Below are 16684 nucleotides of genomic sequence, written 5' to 3' on the forward strand. Positions count from 1 at the left end.
TAATCTCAGTTCCTTATTATACACGTTCCAGGCAAATACGGCTGATCTTCTTAACTGTTCATATTTCTCCAAAAAACGGCGTTTGGGGCGGTTCCATCAATATTCAAGCCCGCTTTTGTCCTGGAGCTTCAAATTCCTTTTGTCGTCTCCCGGAATTACACTCCCCCGGACAAAAAATCCGGCAATGACGCCGGTCAGAGTAATAGCTGCCGCCAGAACAAATGCATTATGCACTCCGGCCGACAGACTGTTTGCTGCAAGCTCCTGAGCTGCGGTGCCGGTGTGTGTACGCAGGTACTCCTTCTGCCCAGAGGTCATCACACTTACAATCAAGGCTGTGCCAACCGCACTGGCAAGCTGCTGGAGTGTATTCATAATGGCGGTTCCATGCGGATGCAGCTCCCGGGGCAGCTGGTTCAGACCATTGGTCTGGGCTGGCATCAGGGTGAGCGCAATCCCCACGGTCATGCAGCAATGCAGCAGCACAATCCGGTAGACGGGAGTATCCATACTGATTCCTGTAAACATCCACATCGCTGCAGCCAGGATAATCACACCGGGAATGACAAGTACCCGCGGCCCTGCTTTATCAAAGCTGCGCCCGATGATGGGGGACAAGACCGCATTGATCAGCCCCGCAGGCAGCATCAGCAGACCGGCATACAGTGCAGACAATGCCAATGAGCCCTGCATAAAGATCGGCAGCAGATACGAGGTGGAGAAGATGGTAAGGAAGCCGATAACAATAAATAATGTGCCTGCCGTAAACATCGGATACTTGAAGGCACGCAAATTCATGACCGGCTGCTGCATCGTCAGCTGGCGCAAAATAAAAAATACAAGCGCAACGATCCCGGCCCCGAGCGACAGCACGACTACCGGGCTGCCCCAGCCTCCTTCACCTTCACCCACACTGCTCAGCCCGTACACGATCCCCCCAAAAGCAATCGTCGACAAAAGGAGCGACAGTATATCAATTTTGGGTTTGGTGATCTGGCCGACATTCTCGATATTGAGCAGTCCGACCATCAGGTCGATAATCAGGAACGGGATGAGTCCCCAGAACATCCATTGCCAGCTCAGCTTATCTACAATCAGTCCTGACACTGTGGGTCCAAGCGCTGGCGCGACCATCATAACAAGTCCTACCATCCCCATGGCGCTTCCTCTTTTGGCTGGAGGGATGATCGTTAACACGGTGTTGAAAATCACCGGCATCAGGATCGCGGTCCCCGCTGCCTGGACCAGACGGCCCGCCAGCAGAATTTCAAATCCGGGCGCAAAACCTGCAGCGAGTGTCCCTGCAATGAACAGCGTAATCGCTGTCGTGAACAGCTGGCGGGTCGTAAACCACTGCAGCAGCAGTGCCGAGACCGGCATAATAATACTGACCACCAGGATATAGCCTGTCGTAATCCACTGGGCAGTAGACGCTGTCAGATCCCATTTCTCCATCAGCACCGGCAGTGCCACGTTCATCATCGTCTCACTGAGCAGACCGATGAACCCTCCCAGCAGCAGGGATACGAGCAAGGGGATAATTTTGTACTTGACCTTAATTTGTGATGCTTCATTCATGAACAAACGGGCTCCTCTCAATTCCTAATCCATATCTTTTTCGCTTAATATGTTCACTTATTATATGTTCACTTAGTAAATGGAGTCAAGTCATTTCCGCTTGGCTTCTTTCACCAATCCCCCATGTATTGAGGAATCATGGCATCAGCAGCCTCAGTTGTTTGATGAACCCTTCCAGCTCCGGCCCCAGCTTCGAAAAAAACGTTTTGTCCGCCTCCAGCACGATTTGGTTAGCCCGTTCCATCACATTTGCCCCCGACTCCGTAAGCCGGATCAGCTTCGCCCGGGTATCCTGGGGATGCGGCACGCGGTTAACATACCCTTTTTTCTCCAGCGTCCGCAGCACTTCCGAGGCCATCATCGGGTCCATGAACGAATCCTGGGCAATCTGTATCTGTGTGGCTCCGGGGGAACCGCCACGTTCGTTAAGAGAATGGCAGGAGCGCAGCAAAGCAAACTGAACATGTGTCAGATCCACCTCCTGAAGCTTCAGCTTCATCAGCTTTTGCCAATTATTTGTCACTCTCCACATAATGTAGCCTAATTCCTCATTATAGATATCCATTTATAGCCCCCTTGTCCGCTCTGCTGATCTAAGCCTTAATTATAAACAGCACGTAAAGCTTCGTCAAAAATAGGGACGCCGCCCTTCACTGGATAACGTAGCTGTCTTGGATTTCAATTTAGCGTTGCCTGGAGGACCTTGCCTGACTCCGGCGGCAATTCCAGGTGGAAAAAGGATCACTAATTGGCCCCAGCACACGGATCTCCGAGCCTAAGTTGGAAAAAGGACCACTAATTCAGCTCATCTCGCCCTTGAGTGAGAAAATCACCCAATTAGATTTCCTTTTTCCACTTAAATCTCCCATTTGTTGATTTGCAGGGGAAATAAGTTCCCTTTTTCCAACTATTGATTGTGCACCTGCTTCTTCGCCAGCGCTAGCCGGAAAAGGCTATCGAATCCGGCTGCCGTTGTTTCCGGGCAACCGCTGTGCCCTAGATGAACCAACCAGACTAAAGCGCCCTTTATCTCCTTACACTTATCCACATCTGAAAAACATAATTTCCTGTACAATAAATAAGCCTCCAGAGTTATTCATAGCTCTGGAGGCTTTTCTCGGGATACCTCTTATTTTGTAAAGATAACCATTGCCGTGTACTTGGTATCCGAGGGAGCTCCGTGTACTACAGGTGTTGATACAGTAGTAGGAACAGCCTGATATTTAATATCTATAAGCTGTCCTTGCTTCATTGCCGATATGAATTCATCTATCATATCACTAAGCTCCGTGATGTCGTGAGCTTCAAATGTTTCAACCGCATAATATGCCATTTCAATCACCTCCTGAATATCAAAATTCGACGTCAGGAATTATTTTCCTCCTTTTACTTTATTATTTTTTCATTATAAGGAACACAATCCTTCATATTACATCAAATTCTATTTTGTGGGATTGGCCGTGAACTACAGGCGGGAGTATAGTGGAGGGTAACCGCTTTGGGAGAGATGCCCTAAATCCTTTACTGTTTTGATACTACTTTGCAGACGGACCTGGGATATACTAGCCACAGACCTAATAAAGGAGATTACACTTTATGAATAAATCAGCGATAAGCGCTCTTCTTGGATTAACTGTGCTCGTGGCAGGCTGCAGTACAATGAAAACCCCCAGCGATTTGCTTAAGGCACCGTCTCAGGGAAGTGCGGATGGAACGATAACAAGCATTGTTCAGCCTTACCTGCCTACAGGTGCCCACCTTACGGTGCCTGTACAATCGGAGTCCAGCAGCGCCATCCAATTGCAGGATCTTGATAAGGATGGGCAGGAGGAAATTCTGGCCTTCTACAAAACAGACAAAACCGGCTATGAAATTAACGCGCTTGTACTGTCCAAAACCGGCGGTGAATGGAAAAAGCTGATCAACATTACCGGAGTCGGCAGTGAGCTGGACTACGTAAAGTATGCTGATGTCACCGGGGATGGAGCAACAGATGTGCTGCTGGGATTCAGCGGCGGTGAAGGCCTGGGCAGGGAGCTGTCAGTATACAGCTTCAGCGGCGGCCAATTATCGGAGATTCTGAAGCAGCCTTATGATTATCTGGCGGTCGGGGATATGACGGACGAAGGAAAAACAGACATCGCTTTAATACGTTCAACAGTCGATGGGGATAACCAGCCTGAGTCCCACCTCCAGCTGCTGAGGCTTCAAGGCGGCAAGCTGCAGAGCTTATCCGACCAGAACATTAGCGGCATGGTCATCCAAGCGATGTATGCCAAGGCAGCACCCGCGAAAAGCGCACTGATTATCGACGCAGCCATTGGCGCGCATTCTTCCTATACCTCGCTGCTGACTTGGGCTAATGGTTCTTTTACTGATATACTTGCATCAGATGATTATCAGCATCCGGCGCTGGCAGACAGCAAGAATCTTGTGCTGAAGCCCCTGGCTTCTGAACCGGACGGCCCGCTGGGCGAACACAGCTTGGCCATTAAGGACTATCCGCTGTACAGCGAGGACGTGAACGGGGATGGGATCATTGAGATCGGCTTCCTTGTTCCTCCTGCCGGTGCAGAGAGCTTCGCGCCGCTGGCTACCCCTTTTATTACGAAATATTATCAATGGGACGGCCAGACAGGACTGAAGCTGGTGCAGGAGCAGTTCGACCGGTGGGGATTCAATTTCCATATCCCGGCGTCCTGGACCGGTAAATACCTGCTGGATCTGACGGGAAATGAATCCCCTGCTCCATGGGAGCATATAAGCTTTAGCTATAAGGCTGCAAATTCCGGTGAAAAGGCCCAGCTGCTTGAACTGCGCCTGCTGACGAAGAAGGATTGGCAGGCGGCTGAAGCGCAGCTGCTTGCAGCCAAGGCTTCCTACAAGCTGCTCTACGAATTGCAGAATACCAGCGATGAAACGGCGCCAACGGTGCTCGTTGCCGTGCTGCCCTCCGCAAATGCCGGCAGCAAGCTCACGGGACCCGCAGCCCAGGAGTATGAGCAGCTGAAGCTGACGCTGGAGGAAGTCCAGCAGCTGGCCGGCACACCACAGAAGCCCCGGCAATAACAAGGAGTTGGAATCATGAAGGTGCTGATACTGGAGGATGAAAAGCCCATACGGGATCTGCTGTCCATTAATCTGAAGCGTGCAGGCTTTGACGTTGTCGAAGCCGCCACGGGAGAACGCGCCCTGGTTATTGCCGGGAAGGATAGGGATTTCGATATTGCGATTATAGACCTGATGCTTCCCGGAATCAGCGGCTTCCAGGTGTGCGGTGAACTGCGCAGACAGTACCCCCGGCTTGGCATCATCATGCTGACTGCCAAAAGTCAGGAGGTCGACAAAGTCATGGGGCTGGAATCCGGAGCAGATGACTACGTCGTGAAGCCGTTCAGTCCGGTGGAACTCACAGCGAGGGTCAGAGCACTGTACCGCCGGATGTACCCGGAGGAAGCTCCCCCGCCGCAGAACAGCATCCAGTTGGCCCCGTTCACGCTCCTGCTGGATGAACGCAAGTTACTGAAGAACAACACCGATGTCCTCCTCACCCCCACGGAATACTCGATTGTGAAGCTGCTCATGGAGCAGCCGGGCAAAGCGGTTAGCCGTGATGACATACTGACCTCCGTCTGGGGTCAGTATTTTATGGGTGAGCTTAAGATTGTAGACGTCAATGTCAGCCGGATCCGGCAAAAAATCGGACAGGAATCTTCCGGACCCCAATACCTCGAAACGGTGTGGGGATTCGGCTATTTATGGAGGGTGCACTCGTGCTGAAGGGAATCAGAGCCCGGCTCATTGTCTATATTACCCTTGTTCTGCTCCTGATTGTCCTGCTGCTGGAGGGGGTATTTATTGCGGCTGTCCACTACTACTATCTGGGCAGCGCCATGGAGACGCTGACCTCGCGGGCCACGACCTCTGCTACCTTTTTCAATAAATATCTGGAGGGCTACTCCATCAATGAACGGGCCAGATATATACTGGAGAACCTTTCCCCTGACGAGAGCAGCAAGGTGGAAGTGCTGAGTCCGGAGGGAAAAGTAATTATCAACTCCTTTGGCTTCGCAAGCTCTGAGCGGATTAATACGCCCGATGTCAAGGCGGCTCTGGCCAGCGGCAAAGGGACTTACCAGAGCCTTACACCCGGTAAAGAGGAACGGATTCTGGCTGTGTCCATTGCCTTAAAAGAATCCGGGACAAGTATTGGCGTACTGCGCTATTCAGTCTCGGCCGAACCTTTATACAGCGTAATTGTAAAAATCCTCATTAACGCCGCCTGGGTGGGGCTGCTGGTCATTGCCTTCGGATTCCTGCTGAGTGTTATTATCGCCAAACGGATTGTAGAGCCGATCCAGCAGCTCACCGGTGTGGCCAAAGAAATGGCTACCGGGAATTTTGCCGTCAGAGCAAAGAAGCGGCATGACGATGAAGTCGGCACCCTGGCCGTTACGCTCAATTACATGGCAGAGGAAATGGTCAAAAGTGAAAAAATCAAATACGACTTCATCTCCTCTGTCACGCATGAGCTGCGTACCCCGCTTACCTCCATCAAAGGCTGGGGTGAAACGCTGCTTGTGGGCGATTTATCGGATACAGAAGAGACACTGATGGGGCTTGAGGTTATGACCGGCGAAACGGACCGTCTAATTGGGCTTGTGGAGGACCTGCTGGATTTCTCCAAATTTCAGGCCGGTGAGCTGAAGCTTGAACTGGAGCCTTATGATCTGCGGGGACTGCTTGAGGATTTGCTGCTGCAGTTCAGATACCGGGGGTCTACTAAACAGATCCGCCTGTATGCCGATATCCCGGATGAGCCGCTGCCTGTAGACGGGGATTTCAACCGCTTGAAGCAGGTTTTTGTCAATCTGCTGGACAATGCCTTCAAGTTCACCCCGGCCCAGGGGGAGATCAGGCTCTCGGCAGTGGCAGGCGATACCGAAATAAGCATTACCGTTGCGGATAACGGAGAAGGCATTGAAGAAAGCGATCTGGAGAAGCTGGGCACCAAATTTTTCAAAGGCAAGTCCCGCCAATCCGGCAGCGGCCTTGGCCTTGCCATCTGCAAAGAAATTATCGAGATGCATGGCGGGAGACTGCGGATCGAAAGCGAGTTCACCAAAGGCACTTCAGTCATTGTAGAGCTGCCGCGTTACCGGATACAGTAGATATCCGGTGCGCATGCAGCTCTTTTCGGCTAAACAATGCCGCAGCTAATTCAAAAAAGGCGCTACCCCTAAGTCACCTAACTAGACTTAAGGATAGCGCCTGAATTACATTTGAACACCCTGCATTTACGCCCCGCGCACAAGCGAGCGGTACATCAGAAACAGGAAATATGGCGCTCCCAGCAGCATAATGATCAAGCCTGACGGAATTTCTGTCGGCGCCATGACCGTTCTTCCGACTGTATCGGCAATGACAAGCAGCAGGCCGCCAAGCAGTCCTGACAAGATAATGGAGCGTCTTGTATGATGCCCGATCATCATCCGCACCGCATGCGGAGCCATGAGCCCGAGAAAACCAATCGTCCCCACACTTGCAACAGCTCCCGCAGCAAGCAAAACACCGATAATCATCGCCCATAACCTCGTTCCGCGGACCGGCAGGCCAAAACCTGTTGAGCTTTCGTCGCCAAATGCCAGCAAATCAAATCTTCTGCCCAAATAGTACGCCACAGGGAGAAGCACCAGCAGAAAGACAAACAGGCTGTAAAATTGCTCCCAGCTCCGCCCGTACGTCGAACCTGTCAGCCAAATAAATGCCGTGCTGTTCCAAAGGCTCGCTTTGACGATCATGGCCTGGATGCCTGCCGAGCCGATTGCCGAAACGGCAATTCCAAGCAGGATCAGCACAGACGGATTCAAGGCTCTGCGCCAGGCCAGCGTAAATACAAAGGCCGCCGCGATAACCCCACCTACTATAGCCGCAGCCGGAAGGGCAAATACCGGCAATCCCGGCCACACGACCAGCACGGCCAGTGCCCCAAACCCGGCACCTGAGGTCACGCCGATAATAGAGGCGTCCGCGAGCGGATTGCGTACGGCGCTTTGAATCAACACACCGCTGATGGCCAGCGCAATACCGCCGCAAGCTGCCACAAGCGTACGCGGAAGCCGCAAATTCAGCAGAACTGAATACGCCCCATCTCCCCCGCCGGCCAGACTTTCCAACAGATCGGATACCGGGATTCTGGTTCCCCCAAGCGACATGCTCACAAGAATGATCCCCATCAGGAGGACGGTCATGAATATCGCTGTCGGAGCAAAACGCATACGCAGCGCCGCTCCCCCAACACTCATTGAGGACTGTCCCGCGCCTGAACCGGAGATATTTTTCATCCTGGTGAGCACAAGCCAAATCAGCCAAGGCGCTCCAATTATCGCCATCACTGCCCCGACAGGCATTTCCCCCAGATTGCTCCGCACCATACGGGCAAGCGTATCTGCCAATGTAATCAGCAATGCTCCCCAAAGCGCGCTCGCGGGAATGAGCAGACGATGCTTGCGGATTCCGCTAAGCCGGACCAGATGGGGAGCGACCAGACCGACGAAGCCAATGGGTCCAACTACGCTGACCACAATCGCAGCCATAAGCACCGATATGCCAAGGCCTGCCGCCCGGGTTAAGCCCACTCGCTGTCCAAGGGAGCGGGCAGTGGACTCATCCAGCTCCAGCGCATCAAACTGCCTGCCTCCGAGCAGCGAAATTCCCAGCAGGACTATGACAAAAGGCCAGGCATACTGAACACCGCTCCAGTCCAGCTGAATCAAAGAGCCTGAGCCCCACAAAAACAAATTTTGTGTTTCGGTTTGGAAAAAAATATGCAGGGCCGAAGTAAACGCTCCAAGCACCATGGATACAATCATACCGGATAAAGCCAGGCGGACAGGCGTAGCCTTCCGTCCTCCGCCCAGGACATAGGCGGCTAGTGCCGCCAGCAATCCCCCGGCAGCTGCCAGCACCAAGGGAAACTGCTGCTGCATAGCCGGATAAGCGACCATCCCCAGAACAACCATAAAGTAAGCTCCGGCATTGATCCCCAGCGTATCTGAGGAAGCGAGCGGGTTTTTCGTTATCGTCTGCAATAAAGCGCCGGCCGCAGCAAGGGCGGCTCCGGCCAAAATACCAATCATTGTACGCGGCATCCGGATATCCCAGAGCAGATTATGCTCCATCACATCCTGGCGGTGTAATAGTCCGTTCCATACCGCAGCAGCCGGAATTTTGGCCTCCCCAAAGCAGAGGCTTAGCAGGGATACAACGAAAAGGGCGGCCAGGCCGCCCCCAAATATTCCTATCAGCCGCCAGGTCATCCCGGGTGTGGTTTCTTTGCCCGTGTTGATGTTCATATAGGTGCTCATTTCGTTAACGAATTTACAACTTCATCAACTAGGACTTTGGAGGAAACAGGACCGCCAAATACCCAAGTTGTGCTGGCCAATCCGAAGGTACGTTTCTCTTTTACAAAGGTAAGGCCGTTCCACACGGAATTGTCCTTCAGTTCATTGGAGAAAATATCATCATCCTTTTGGACGATATAGAGCAGATTGGTGTCCTTAACCGCAGGCAAGGCTTCAACTGTGGAGGTGGTAAATCCGTACATCTCGAATTTCTCCGGCTTCCAGTCGTTCTTCAGACCAATCCGGTCCAGCGTTTGTACGGCCAGCGAGTTATCTGTAAAAAGACGCAGGGTCGCTGCATTCTGATAGCTGTATGCCTGTGTCAGCACATAATTCAGGCCTTCCTTGCCTGCTGCAGCCAGCTTAGTCTTCGCATCCGCATAATGCGCATCCAGATCAGCAAGAATCTTGTCCCCTTCTGCTGTTTTGCCGACAGCGGCGGCAATGGTTTTGAAGATATTCTCCATCTCCGTATATTGGTCGCCTTGCCCTTCAGGCGGATACAGGCCGAAAATCAGTGTTGGCGCAATCGCCTTCAATTGATCATAAATCGCTTCATGGCTGTCGGTATTGGCAATAATCAGATCCGGCTTCAAGGAAGCTATCGTCTCCAGATTCGGCTCGGAGCGGGTTCCCACATCCGTCACGCCTGCATCGAGCGGTGCTTCAGACGTTACATACAGCTTATAGTTTTCGTTGTCTGCATTACCCACCGGCTGCACGCCAAGCGCAATAACATCTTCGGTAAAAGTCCACTCCAGGACTACGACCTTTTGTGCTGGCTTGTCCAGCTTCACCTCGCCTTTAGCATCCTTCAGCACAATAGGGCCTGCCGCAGCTTCACTTGGCGCATCTGTAGCAGCAGCATTTGTAGCAGCTGCGTTATTGGCTGCTCCCCCGTCCGCTGCTGAATTATTCGTGTTGTTTGATCCACAGCCTGCTGCAACCAATACGACGATGATAAGCATCATTAAGCTCAATAACCTTTTGTTCACTCCGAATATCCCCCTATATGTATAACATTTAATTGCGTTCCGTGATAACCGTTATCAGTTCATTGATAATGATTATCATTCATTAGTTATATTATACGGGATTTCGCTGAAAGTCAAAGTTAAAGTTAAAATTCAAATTAAATAGCCCCGCCTTATATTCAATCTTCTGAATACAGGCGGGGCAATAATAATAGCACTGTTTGAAGTTTTCTGTCCCAGAGGACTTTATTCACCGGCCATCTGGCGATAGCTGGTATCACTTACTACGCGGCGGGCTGTAACATAACGGTCACGGTAATAGGAATCCGAAAGTTTGCTTATTCTTACGCCTTTACTGCTTGAGGAATGTGCAAACTGGCCATCACCGATATAAATGCCTGCATGAGAAACCCCGGTACCGAAAGTATTAAAAAAGACCAAATCCCCCAGCCGCAAGTCATCCTTGGACACCTCAGTGCCGGCCTTGGCTTGAGATCCTGTGGTACGCGGCAGATCACCTGCATTAAACTTCTCCATAATATATAAAATGAAGCCTGAACAATCAAAACCAGCTGAAGTCGTTCCTCCCCATACATAAGGAGTCCCCAATACCCCGTTCACTTCATTCTCAAGACTTATTTCACTTGCGTATGTATTCGCTGGAATAGCTGTGAATAACAGCGCAGAACCTATCATCGACATAATGAACTTTTTCAGAACCCTTTGCTCCCTTCAATGCCTACGGAGTTTGAAATCCGGCAACAATTCATTAATTTTTTGTAACTATTTCTATAGTATTTTATCTAGTATCACTCTGTCAATCTTATTTCCTATTTTACCGTTTTCATTGTAAAATAATACAAAAATATACCCAGTTTATAGTATAACCTCCGCCAACAGAAGGCTAATAACCCGTTAAATAAACATTATTTATACTAAATTAATTTCTCCCTCTAGTAAGCCTATATTATAATTATATTATGAAGGTTACATAAATGTTACTCGATCTTCAATTGATGAACGAAACGAAGCACCGCAACCCGTTAGCGGTTTGCGGTGCTTCGTTTTTGAAGAGGACACTCTACGATGATGTTTAAATGACCAGCATGGCAAAATTTCAACTTTATTTTCCTAGTTAGATATTAGATTTATTCACTTGGCCTTCTCCAGGGATTGTCAGATTTTTTGATAGGTCTAATAACTTTACAAGGAACTCCTGCAGCAATAGTATTTGCCGGAATATCTTTTGTAACTACACTTCCTGCGCCAATAATACTATTTTCGCCAATGGTCACACCTTGTGTAATCTTAACATCACCGCCAAGCCACACATTGTCCTGTAAGATTATGGGGGCAGAATAGACCCCTTTCTCTGCTCTTTCAAAAGGATCTTCCGCATGATTTGCTGCGTATAGTCCCGCTCTAGGACCAATGAACACATTGTTGCCAATTTTCACTTCGTTACAATCAAGAATGATCATATCATGGTTAATATATACCTCATTACCAATAGAAATATTAAAACCGAACTCACACCGGAAATCGGATTCAATATATACATTCTCCCCGACTTCTGCAAATAAACCCTTTAGAATAGACATATCGTATTCATCATTTGTATTTACTTTGTAATTGTACTTCCTGCAAATAGATATTGCCTGTGTTCTAAGTGCAGAAATATCTGTGGCAGCATCATCATACATTTTTCCTGAATTTATCATCCGTTTGATTTCTGAAATATTCATATGGCCTCCTGAGCTTTGTAATTGTTTTAATGTTATCTTTTCAAATCTGGCAAACTATTAATATGATATACATTACCAAGTTATTCCCAAAAGTTGGTATCCATGCTGTGAGATCATTGAATTTGCCCAATTTCCTCCCTAAAAACCTGTAAAAGACCTTGCCATTTGGCAAGGTCTTTTGTTATGCGAAATCTATCATAATAAAAATTTTTGGAAAATGCCGGATATCCCCATTCCCGTTCAGCCTGCAGCTTCAATCCTTCCCGATATATTTCTCGAACGCTTCCATAATCCGCCGATCGGTTTCGTCCGGGTGCTCATAATAGCGGAAGTCGGTAATTTCCTGTCCCAATAACCCCTGATACCCATAATCGTTCAGCGTTTGGATCATGGACGCCAGCGGAAAGGTTCCATCGCCCCAAGCCAGGTGGCCGTAAGGATTCCCATCGATGAAATGGAGGTGGACGATCGACTCGCCTGCCGCATCAAACCACTGCTCCAACGTCTCTCCGGCAATGCCCATCGCCGTGGTGTCCACCATCAACCGGAAGGCCGGAGAAGCAATTTCATCCAGCATTCTTTTAGCATCAGCGAGCGTGGTCACAATCTGCGATTCTTCCGGGCGCAGCGCCTCCATGGCTATCACGACGCCTTCTTGTTCCGCTGTGCGTGCCAAATGGGAGAGCATGTCCGCGGACCTCGCCCAGGCTTCCTCTTTCGTTTCGTTCAAGTAACCGTAGCCCGAATTGACCGTCATCAACTTGCAGCCTAGCTCCGAAGTCGCCTTGACCGCATTGGTGAAATAGCTTTTGCTTTTGGCGAATTGCTCCGGGTCGGGGGCTGCGATATTATACGGATAAATAATTGATTCCGGCGTAAACGCGCCGATCGTCAAGCCGCGGGCCGCCGCCTTGCGCCGGACGCTTGTGCAGTCGGTGTAGCTTAGCGCATCCATATAAAAATGCGGCGCCCCTCCCCACAATTCGACCGTGCGCATGCCGGCCTTTTCCACCGAGTCCAAAAAATAATCCAAGGAGTAAAACAAGTAGTGAATATTCATTCCTGCAACTTGCTGACGCTGTATGCTGGGCATAGTAACAACTCCTTAATAAGAGATATAAACCATCTAGTCTGGTACCAGCATGAACCGGTAAACCCTGATCATCGCAAATCACTGTCTTCAAGTAATACGACTGAATCGGCGAAGGAGCGGATATAGGCCATGTTCTCTTCGTCGGGCTGAAGGGTAACTCCATTTTCCGTCTTTTTGTTAATCGTCCTGATCACTTTCGATACGTTCGTACTTTTCCTTTTTTGACATATCGTTATATAACGTATTATTTACAAGAACAATATAACCGCTTTCAAAACCGGTGTCAAGGCCAAAATGGTGAAATTTAGTAAGCGCTAATTAACGCGGAAAGGATGGTATCCAAAACGCTGACCGATTCAGCTTCGGGCGGCTTACAACCGTCCTTTTTAGAGACATTTTGTTTACATGTTGATCATGTCAAGAATAGACAAGGTAACTTGCGCGGAGCAAGGCGTCTGATCGCACTTGATGCTGCAAGAGGTTTGGCTGTAATCGGAATGTATCTGCAGCACTTTGCATTAAACGAATGGAATGCTTCGATTGTATCCGGAAACACGACGCTATTGTTTGTACTCTGCGGCGGCATATCCTATTCTATCATGGCACAGCGCATGAAAGAGCGTATCACGGAAGCGGCTTCATTCCGGGCAAAAATGCTTGCCCGTACCTGCCATGCGTATATTCGTCGCTGGCTGCGCAAAAACTGCAGGCTTGAAGCCTTCTTCACAATAAAACCGGCGGCTGTTAAATGGCAGCCGCCGGTTTTAAATGTCCAGGATGCCCCGCTCCAAGGCAACAGCTACTGCCTGAGAACGTGAATCCACTCCGAGTTTATTGTAAATAGTCGTTAAATGTGCTTTTACTGTACGCTCGGATATTCCCATATCAAAGGCTATCACTTTGCTTTTGAGCCCCCGGGCAACAGCTTGCAGAATAAGTGTTTCTTTGCCGGTCAAGCTGTTGGCTTCATTTTGAGATGGGACTGTCCCCTTCTCCTGCGGCCTTGCTGCAATTACGCGGTCCATAATATCTGCTGAGAGCAAGGTTTCCCCATGTACTGCCGACTCAATATTTCTGAATAGATTCTCACGGCTGGTATCCTTCAATAAATAACCCTTCGCCCCCATGGCCAATCCGCTGATCATTAAATCGTCTTCGTTATAGGTCGTGAGAATGATTACCGGAATCGAAGAGCCTTGTTTTTTTAACTCTTGCATGGTTTCCAGTCCGCCCATGACTGGCATATTTAAGTCCATCAGGATTACATCAGGATGCAGTTCCTTAATCATTGGCAGCGCCTCTGAGCCGTTTTCCGCTTCACCAACCACTTGAAATTGCTCGTTTGTCTCCAGAATTAGCTTCAATCCTTCCCGGACAACAAAGTGATCATCTACAATCAGAATTTTATATAAACTCATGTACGTTCTCCTTCAATGAGAGGTGTCTCCAACTTAATACTGGTTCCTTCTGAATTACTGTTCATATAAATTTCTCCCCCAATCAGTCTTACCCGCTCTTTCATTCCCAGCAACCCGTAATGACCGGCATCCTTGCCCATATCCTCTGTTTTAAATCCGATGCCATTATCCCTAATTCCAATAACTAGCTTATCGTTTTGCGCAGAAACGAGTACCCATACTTTATCAGCCTTGGCATGGCGGGCAATATTAGTCAGACATTCTTTCACAATATGCAAGCTGTGTTCCATCTGCAGTCTGGACAATCGTTTGTTCAAACGATAATCCTCGAATACGATGATACCGGTAGCCTGATTAAAATGTTCAATTTCATCGGCAATTGCCTCTTTGAAATTGATCTCCGGAGCTGACTTTAAACGTAAATTGTCAATCGCTCTTCGGGCCTCAGCCAGTGTCCGGCGTGCCTGCTGCATGGACTGCCTGATGATTTCATGTGCCCGTTCTGTATGTTTTTGTGACATATGCGCATCTGCAGCCTCAAGCCGCATAATGAGCCCGGCGACACCCTGTGCCAGTGTATCATGCAAATCGCGCGCCATACGCTGCCGTTCATTCGCAAGGGTTAATTCCTCCACCTTTTCATGCGCTACTCTCAAATCCTCCAGAAAGCTCTGAATTCTGAGCCGCTCTTGTACCTGCTTGAAGAACAATATTGCATAAGCCAGTACTATAATAAGCATCAGGACAAATATGGGGAGAAATACAATCATCTCCTTCTTATCCCCCACCGTCAAAGCGGAATCAAAAAAAACAATAATACTAATCAATGAAATAAATACTACTCTCTTCACACGGAATGAATAACTAAGGCTCTGAGCGATCAATATAGGCAGAAGCCCGATTAAGACGGCCTGATACCCGTCCCGCATTAAAATGGCACAGAGATAGACTAAAGCAGCTTGAATGGAGAAATAAATCCAGAATGTTTTGTGTGTGACTCTGTAAGAATTCCAATGTAAAAATACATGAAGTGTAAATAAACCGGTAAATACAGCACTCTCTAAAATCAAAGGGTCCTTAAGAAATTGCAATACAACTGTTCCAGCATATACAATGGATAACCAAATTAAAGTCGGCAGCCTTGAGGCGAATAATTCACTAATGTTTTGCATTCCTTTTTTTTCTTTCAAATTTACTCCCCCTTATCCGGGTAGAAGATAAGTTCAATTTCATTAACTATTTTTCCTGCTTCTATTGTTGTCTAAGCTATCTTTTTAGAGGGAACAATTATTGTAAGCCCTTGCGGGACAATTTTTATATTTTCAAATGAACTACTGCGCATCTCGCCATCAATACCCATCCGGGCTGCCTTCGGATCAAATTGGGTGATGCATAGCCGTTTAGTTTTAAAATACAGAACATCTGGACGTTTAATATGGGTGCGATTTTTAATATCTAATGAGAGCTGTATGGTGTTTAATAACGGACTTTTTTTGATAACAAGCACATGGAGATGTCCGTCATCCATTCTTGCATCCGGGACGATTCCTTCATGTCCGCCCACTACAGACGAATTAGTAACCAGGTATAGCAGCGCTTCTTGCTCGTTATGCAGTTCATCACTCTCTATCTTGATGCGGGTACCTTGAAATATTTTGGCAAGCTTAGGAACAGCAGATAGATAATAGGCTTTTTCTCCGAACATATTTTTGAAATACTGATTGGTAGTATAGCTGATCATATTTATCGCCCCCCCGGCAAGCACATAATGAAAATATTCATCTCCGGCTAAACCCAAATCAATTTTTTGGGTTTGCATTCCTTCCAGCATCCCGCAAAACTTATCTGCGGTATAGGGCAGACTCAAGCAATGTCCAAAATCATTTACAGTTCCTGTTGGAAGATACGCAACGGGTTTATCTATGCCAAGACGTTTTATAGAATTAACAGCATAATGAAGCGTTCCGTCACCGCCAGCTACCACAATTACATCGCATTGTTCCAAAAAAGTGCTTGTCACCGGCTTACTGTTCAAGGATGTGAAGAAAATATCTTTATCTTTTAGTGCATGCCTTCTTTTCAAACGGTCAATTACATCTGTGACAATGCTGCGTGTCTTACTATGTCCAGAAACTGGGTTGACGATCATTTTTAGTCTCATATATGTCGAAATCCCTTCATCTTTGATTTAAGGCCTCTTCTTGAATGTCATTTATATCTTTGCTCTATCCTCATCTTACATTACTGGAAACCGGGCAGCATCGTCCGAAAGGGAGCTTGATTTCTGCCCTTTTGGGCAGTTCGACCGAATGGTTCTCAACACATAAAGAAGGACAAGAGTTTATCACTCTTGCCCGGTTTTCAATATTCCGTTTCCGACTAGGCCGAATAAGCAGCCAAATATGAACCCGCGATCTATTGCTTCACTAAGAGACTAAGAGAAAAGCTGCATACCTGCGATCGTTAAACC

At 48.4% G+C, this 16684-nt stretch carries 14 protein-coding genes and 1 pseudogene; 4 read left to right on the top strand and 11 right to left on the bottom strand.

Annotated elements, in window-relative coordinates; all coding sequences use genetic code 11:
• Window positions 1-96 precede the first annotated feature (96 nt).
• The 3 genes from BLQ82_RS16685 to BLQ82_RS16695 all read right to left on the bottom strand — a co-directional run bounded on the left by BLQ82_RS16685 (window position 97) and on the right by BLQ82_RS16695 (window position 2911).
• Window positions 97-1584 carry an MDR family MFS transporter gene (locus BLQ82_RS16685; protein ID WP_425281085.1) on the bottom strand — a complete coding sequence of 496 codons (1488 nt, stop codon included), beginning with the start codon at window positions 1582-1584 and terminating at the stop codon, window positions 97-99.
• A 130-nt stretch (window positions 1585-1714) separates the two neighbouring features.
• Window positions 1715-2143, bottom strand: a complete 429-nt coding sequence (locus BLQ82_RS16690; RefSeq protein ID WP_062523690.1) for a MarR family winged helix-turn-helix transcriptional regulator — start codon at window positions 2141-2143, stop codon at window positions 1715-1717.
• Between the two features lie 564 nt (window positions 2144-2707).
• The gene (locus BLQ82_RS16695) at window positions 2708-2911 is read right to left on the bottom strand and encodes a sporulation protein Cse60 (protein ID WP_062523689.1); all 204 of its coding nucleotides are present in this window, start codon (window positions 2909-2911) and stop codon (window positions 2708-2710) included.
• A gap of 263 nt (window positions 2912-3174) precedes the next feature.
• Between BLQ82_RS16695 and BLQ82_RS16700 the strand changes: the two genes are divergently transcribed.
• Genes BLQ82_RS16700 through BLQ82_RS16710 form a run of 3 tightly spaced genes read left to right on the top strand, consistent with a single transcriptional unit; the run spans window position 3175 to window position 6749 of the window.
• Window positions 3175-4647 (top strand): hypothetical protein, encoded by a 1473-nt coding sequence (locus tag BLQ82_RS16700; RefSeq protein WP_062523688.1) that lies wholly within the window; start codon window positions 3175-3177, stop codon window positions 4645-4647.
• Between the two features lie 15 nt (window positions 4648-4662).
• Entirely contained in the window at window positions 4663-5358 is a 696-nt protein-coding gene (locus tag BLQ82_RS16705) for a response regulator transcription factor (RefSeq protein ID WP_062523687.1), read from the top strand.
• Complete coding sequence (locus tag BLQ82_RS16710; protein WP_341874805.1) at window positions 5352-6749, top strand: sensor histidine kinase; 1398 nt, start codon at window positions 5352-5354, stop codon at window positions 6747-6749. The genes BLQ82_RS16705 and BLQ82_RS16710 overlap by 7 nt, the downstream gene beginning before the upstream one ends.
• Before the next feature lie 126 nt (window positions 6750-6875).
• Here BLQ82_RS16710 and BLQ82_RS16715 read toward each other — a convergent pair whose 3' ends face one another.
• The 5 genes from BLQ82_RS16715 to BLQ82_RS16735 form a co-directional block, all read right to left on the bottom strand.
• A complete protein-coding gene (locus tag BLQ82_RS16715) occupies window positions 6876-8933 on the bottom strand; it encodes an iron ABC transporter permease (RefSeq protein ID WP_062523686.1) in 2058 nt (685 codons plus the stop codon).
• An 8-nt stretch (window positions 8934-8941) separates the two neighbouring features.
• On the bottom strand, window positions 8942-9979 hold the full coding sequence (locus BLQ82_RS16720) for an ABC transporter substrate-binding protein (RefSeq protein WP_062523685.1): 1038 nt from the start codon (window positions 9977-9979) through the stop codon (window positions 8942-8944).
• A 225-nt stretch (window positions 9980-10204) separates the two neighbouring features.
• Entirely contained in the window at window positions 10205-10675 is a 471-nt protein-coding gene (locus BLQ82_RS16725) for a C40 family peptidase (RefSeq protein ID WP_062523684.1), read from the bottom strand.
• Window positions 10676-11106: 431 nt separating this feature from the next.
• The gene (locus BLQ82_RS32980; RefSeq protein WP_062521724.1) at window positions 11107-11703 is read right to left on the bottom strand and encodes a sugar O-acetyltransferase; all 597 of its coding nucleotides are present in this window, start codon (window positions 11701-11703) and stop codon (window positions 11107-11109) included.
• A gap of 253 nt (window positions 11704-11956) precedes the next feature.
• The gene (locus BLQ82_RS16735) at window positions 11957-12796 is read right to left on the bottom strand and encodes a sugar phosphate isomerase/epimerase family protein (RefSeq protein WP_062521726.1); all 840 of its coding nucleotides are present in this window, start codon (window positions 12794-12796) and stop codon (window positions 11957-11959) included.
• Between the two features lie 440 nt (window positions 12797-13236).
• Here BLQ82_RS16735 and BLQ82_RS32690 point away from each other — a divergent pair.
• Window positions 13237-13461, top strand: a pseudogene (locus BLQ82_RS32690) (hypothetical protein); the annotation flags it as partial.
• A gap of 99 nt (window positions 13462-13560) precedes the next feature.
• Here the strand turns inward: BLQ82_RS32690 and BLQ82_RS16745 are convergent.
• From BLQ82_RS16745 to BLQ82_RS16755, 3 genes are all read right to left on the bottom strand, one after another.
• A complete protein-coding gene (locus BLQ82_RS16745; RefSeq protein WP_062521728.1) occupies window positions 13561-14214 on the bottom strand; it encodes a response regulator in 654 nt (217 codons plus the stop codon).
• Window positions 14211-15404 (bottom strand): sensor histidine kinase, encoded by a 1194-nt coding sequence (locus tag BLQ82_RS16750; RefSeq protein ID WP_062521730.1) that lies wholly within the window; start codon window positions 15402-15404, stop codon window positions 14211-14213. The genes BLQ82_RS16745 and BLQ82_RS16750 overlap by 4 nt, the downstream gene beginning before the upstream one ends.
• 71 nt (window positions 15405-15475) lie before the next feature.
• Window positions 15476-16363 (bottom strand): diacylglycerol/lipid kinase family protein, encoded by an 888-nt coding sequence (locus BLQ82_RS16755; RefSeq protein ID WP_062521731.1) that lies wholly within the window; start codon window positions 16361-16363, stop codon window positions 15476-15478.
• Window positions 16364-16684: the final 321 nt, after the last annotated feature.

It is taken from the genome of Paenibacillus jilunlii (assembly GCF_900102965.1).
GTDB classification, from domain to species: Bacteria; Bacillota; Bacilli; order Paenibacillales; family Paenibacillaceae; genus Paenibacillus_AQ; species Paenibacillus_AQ jilunlii.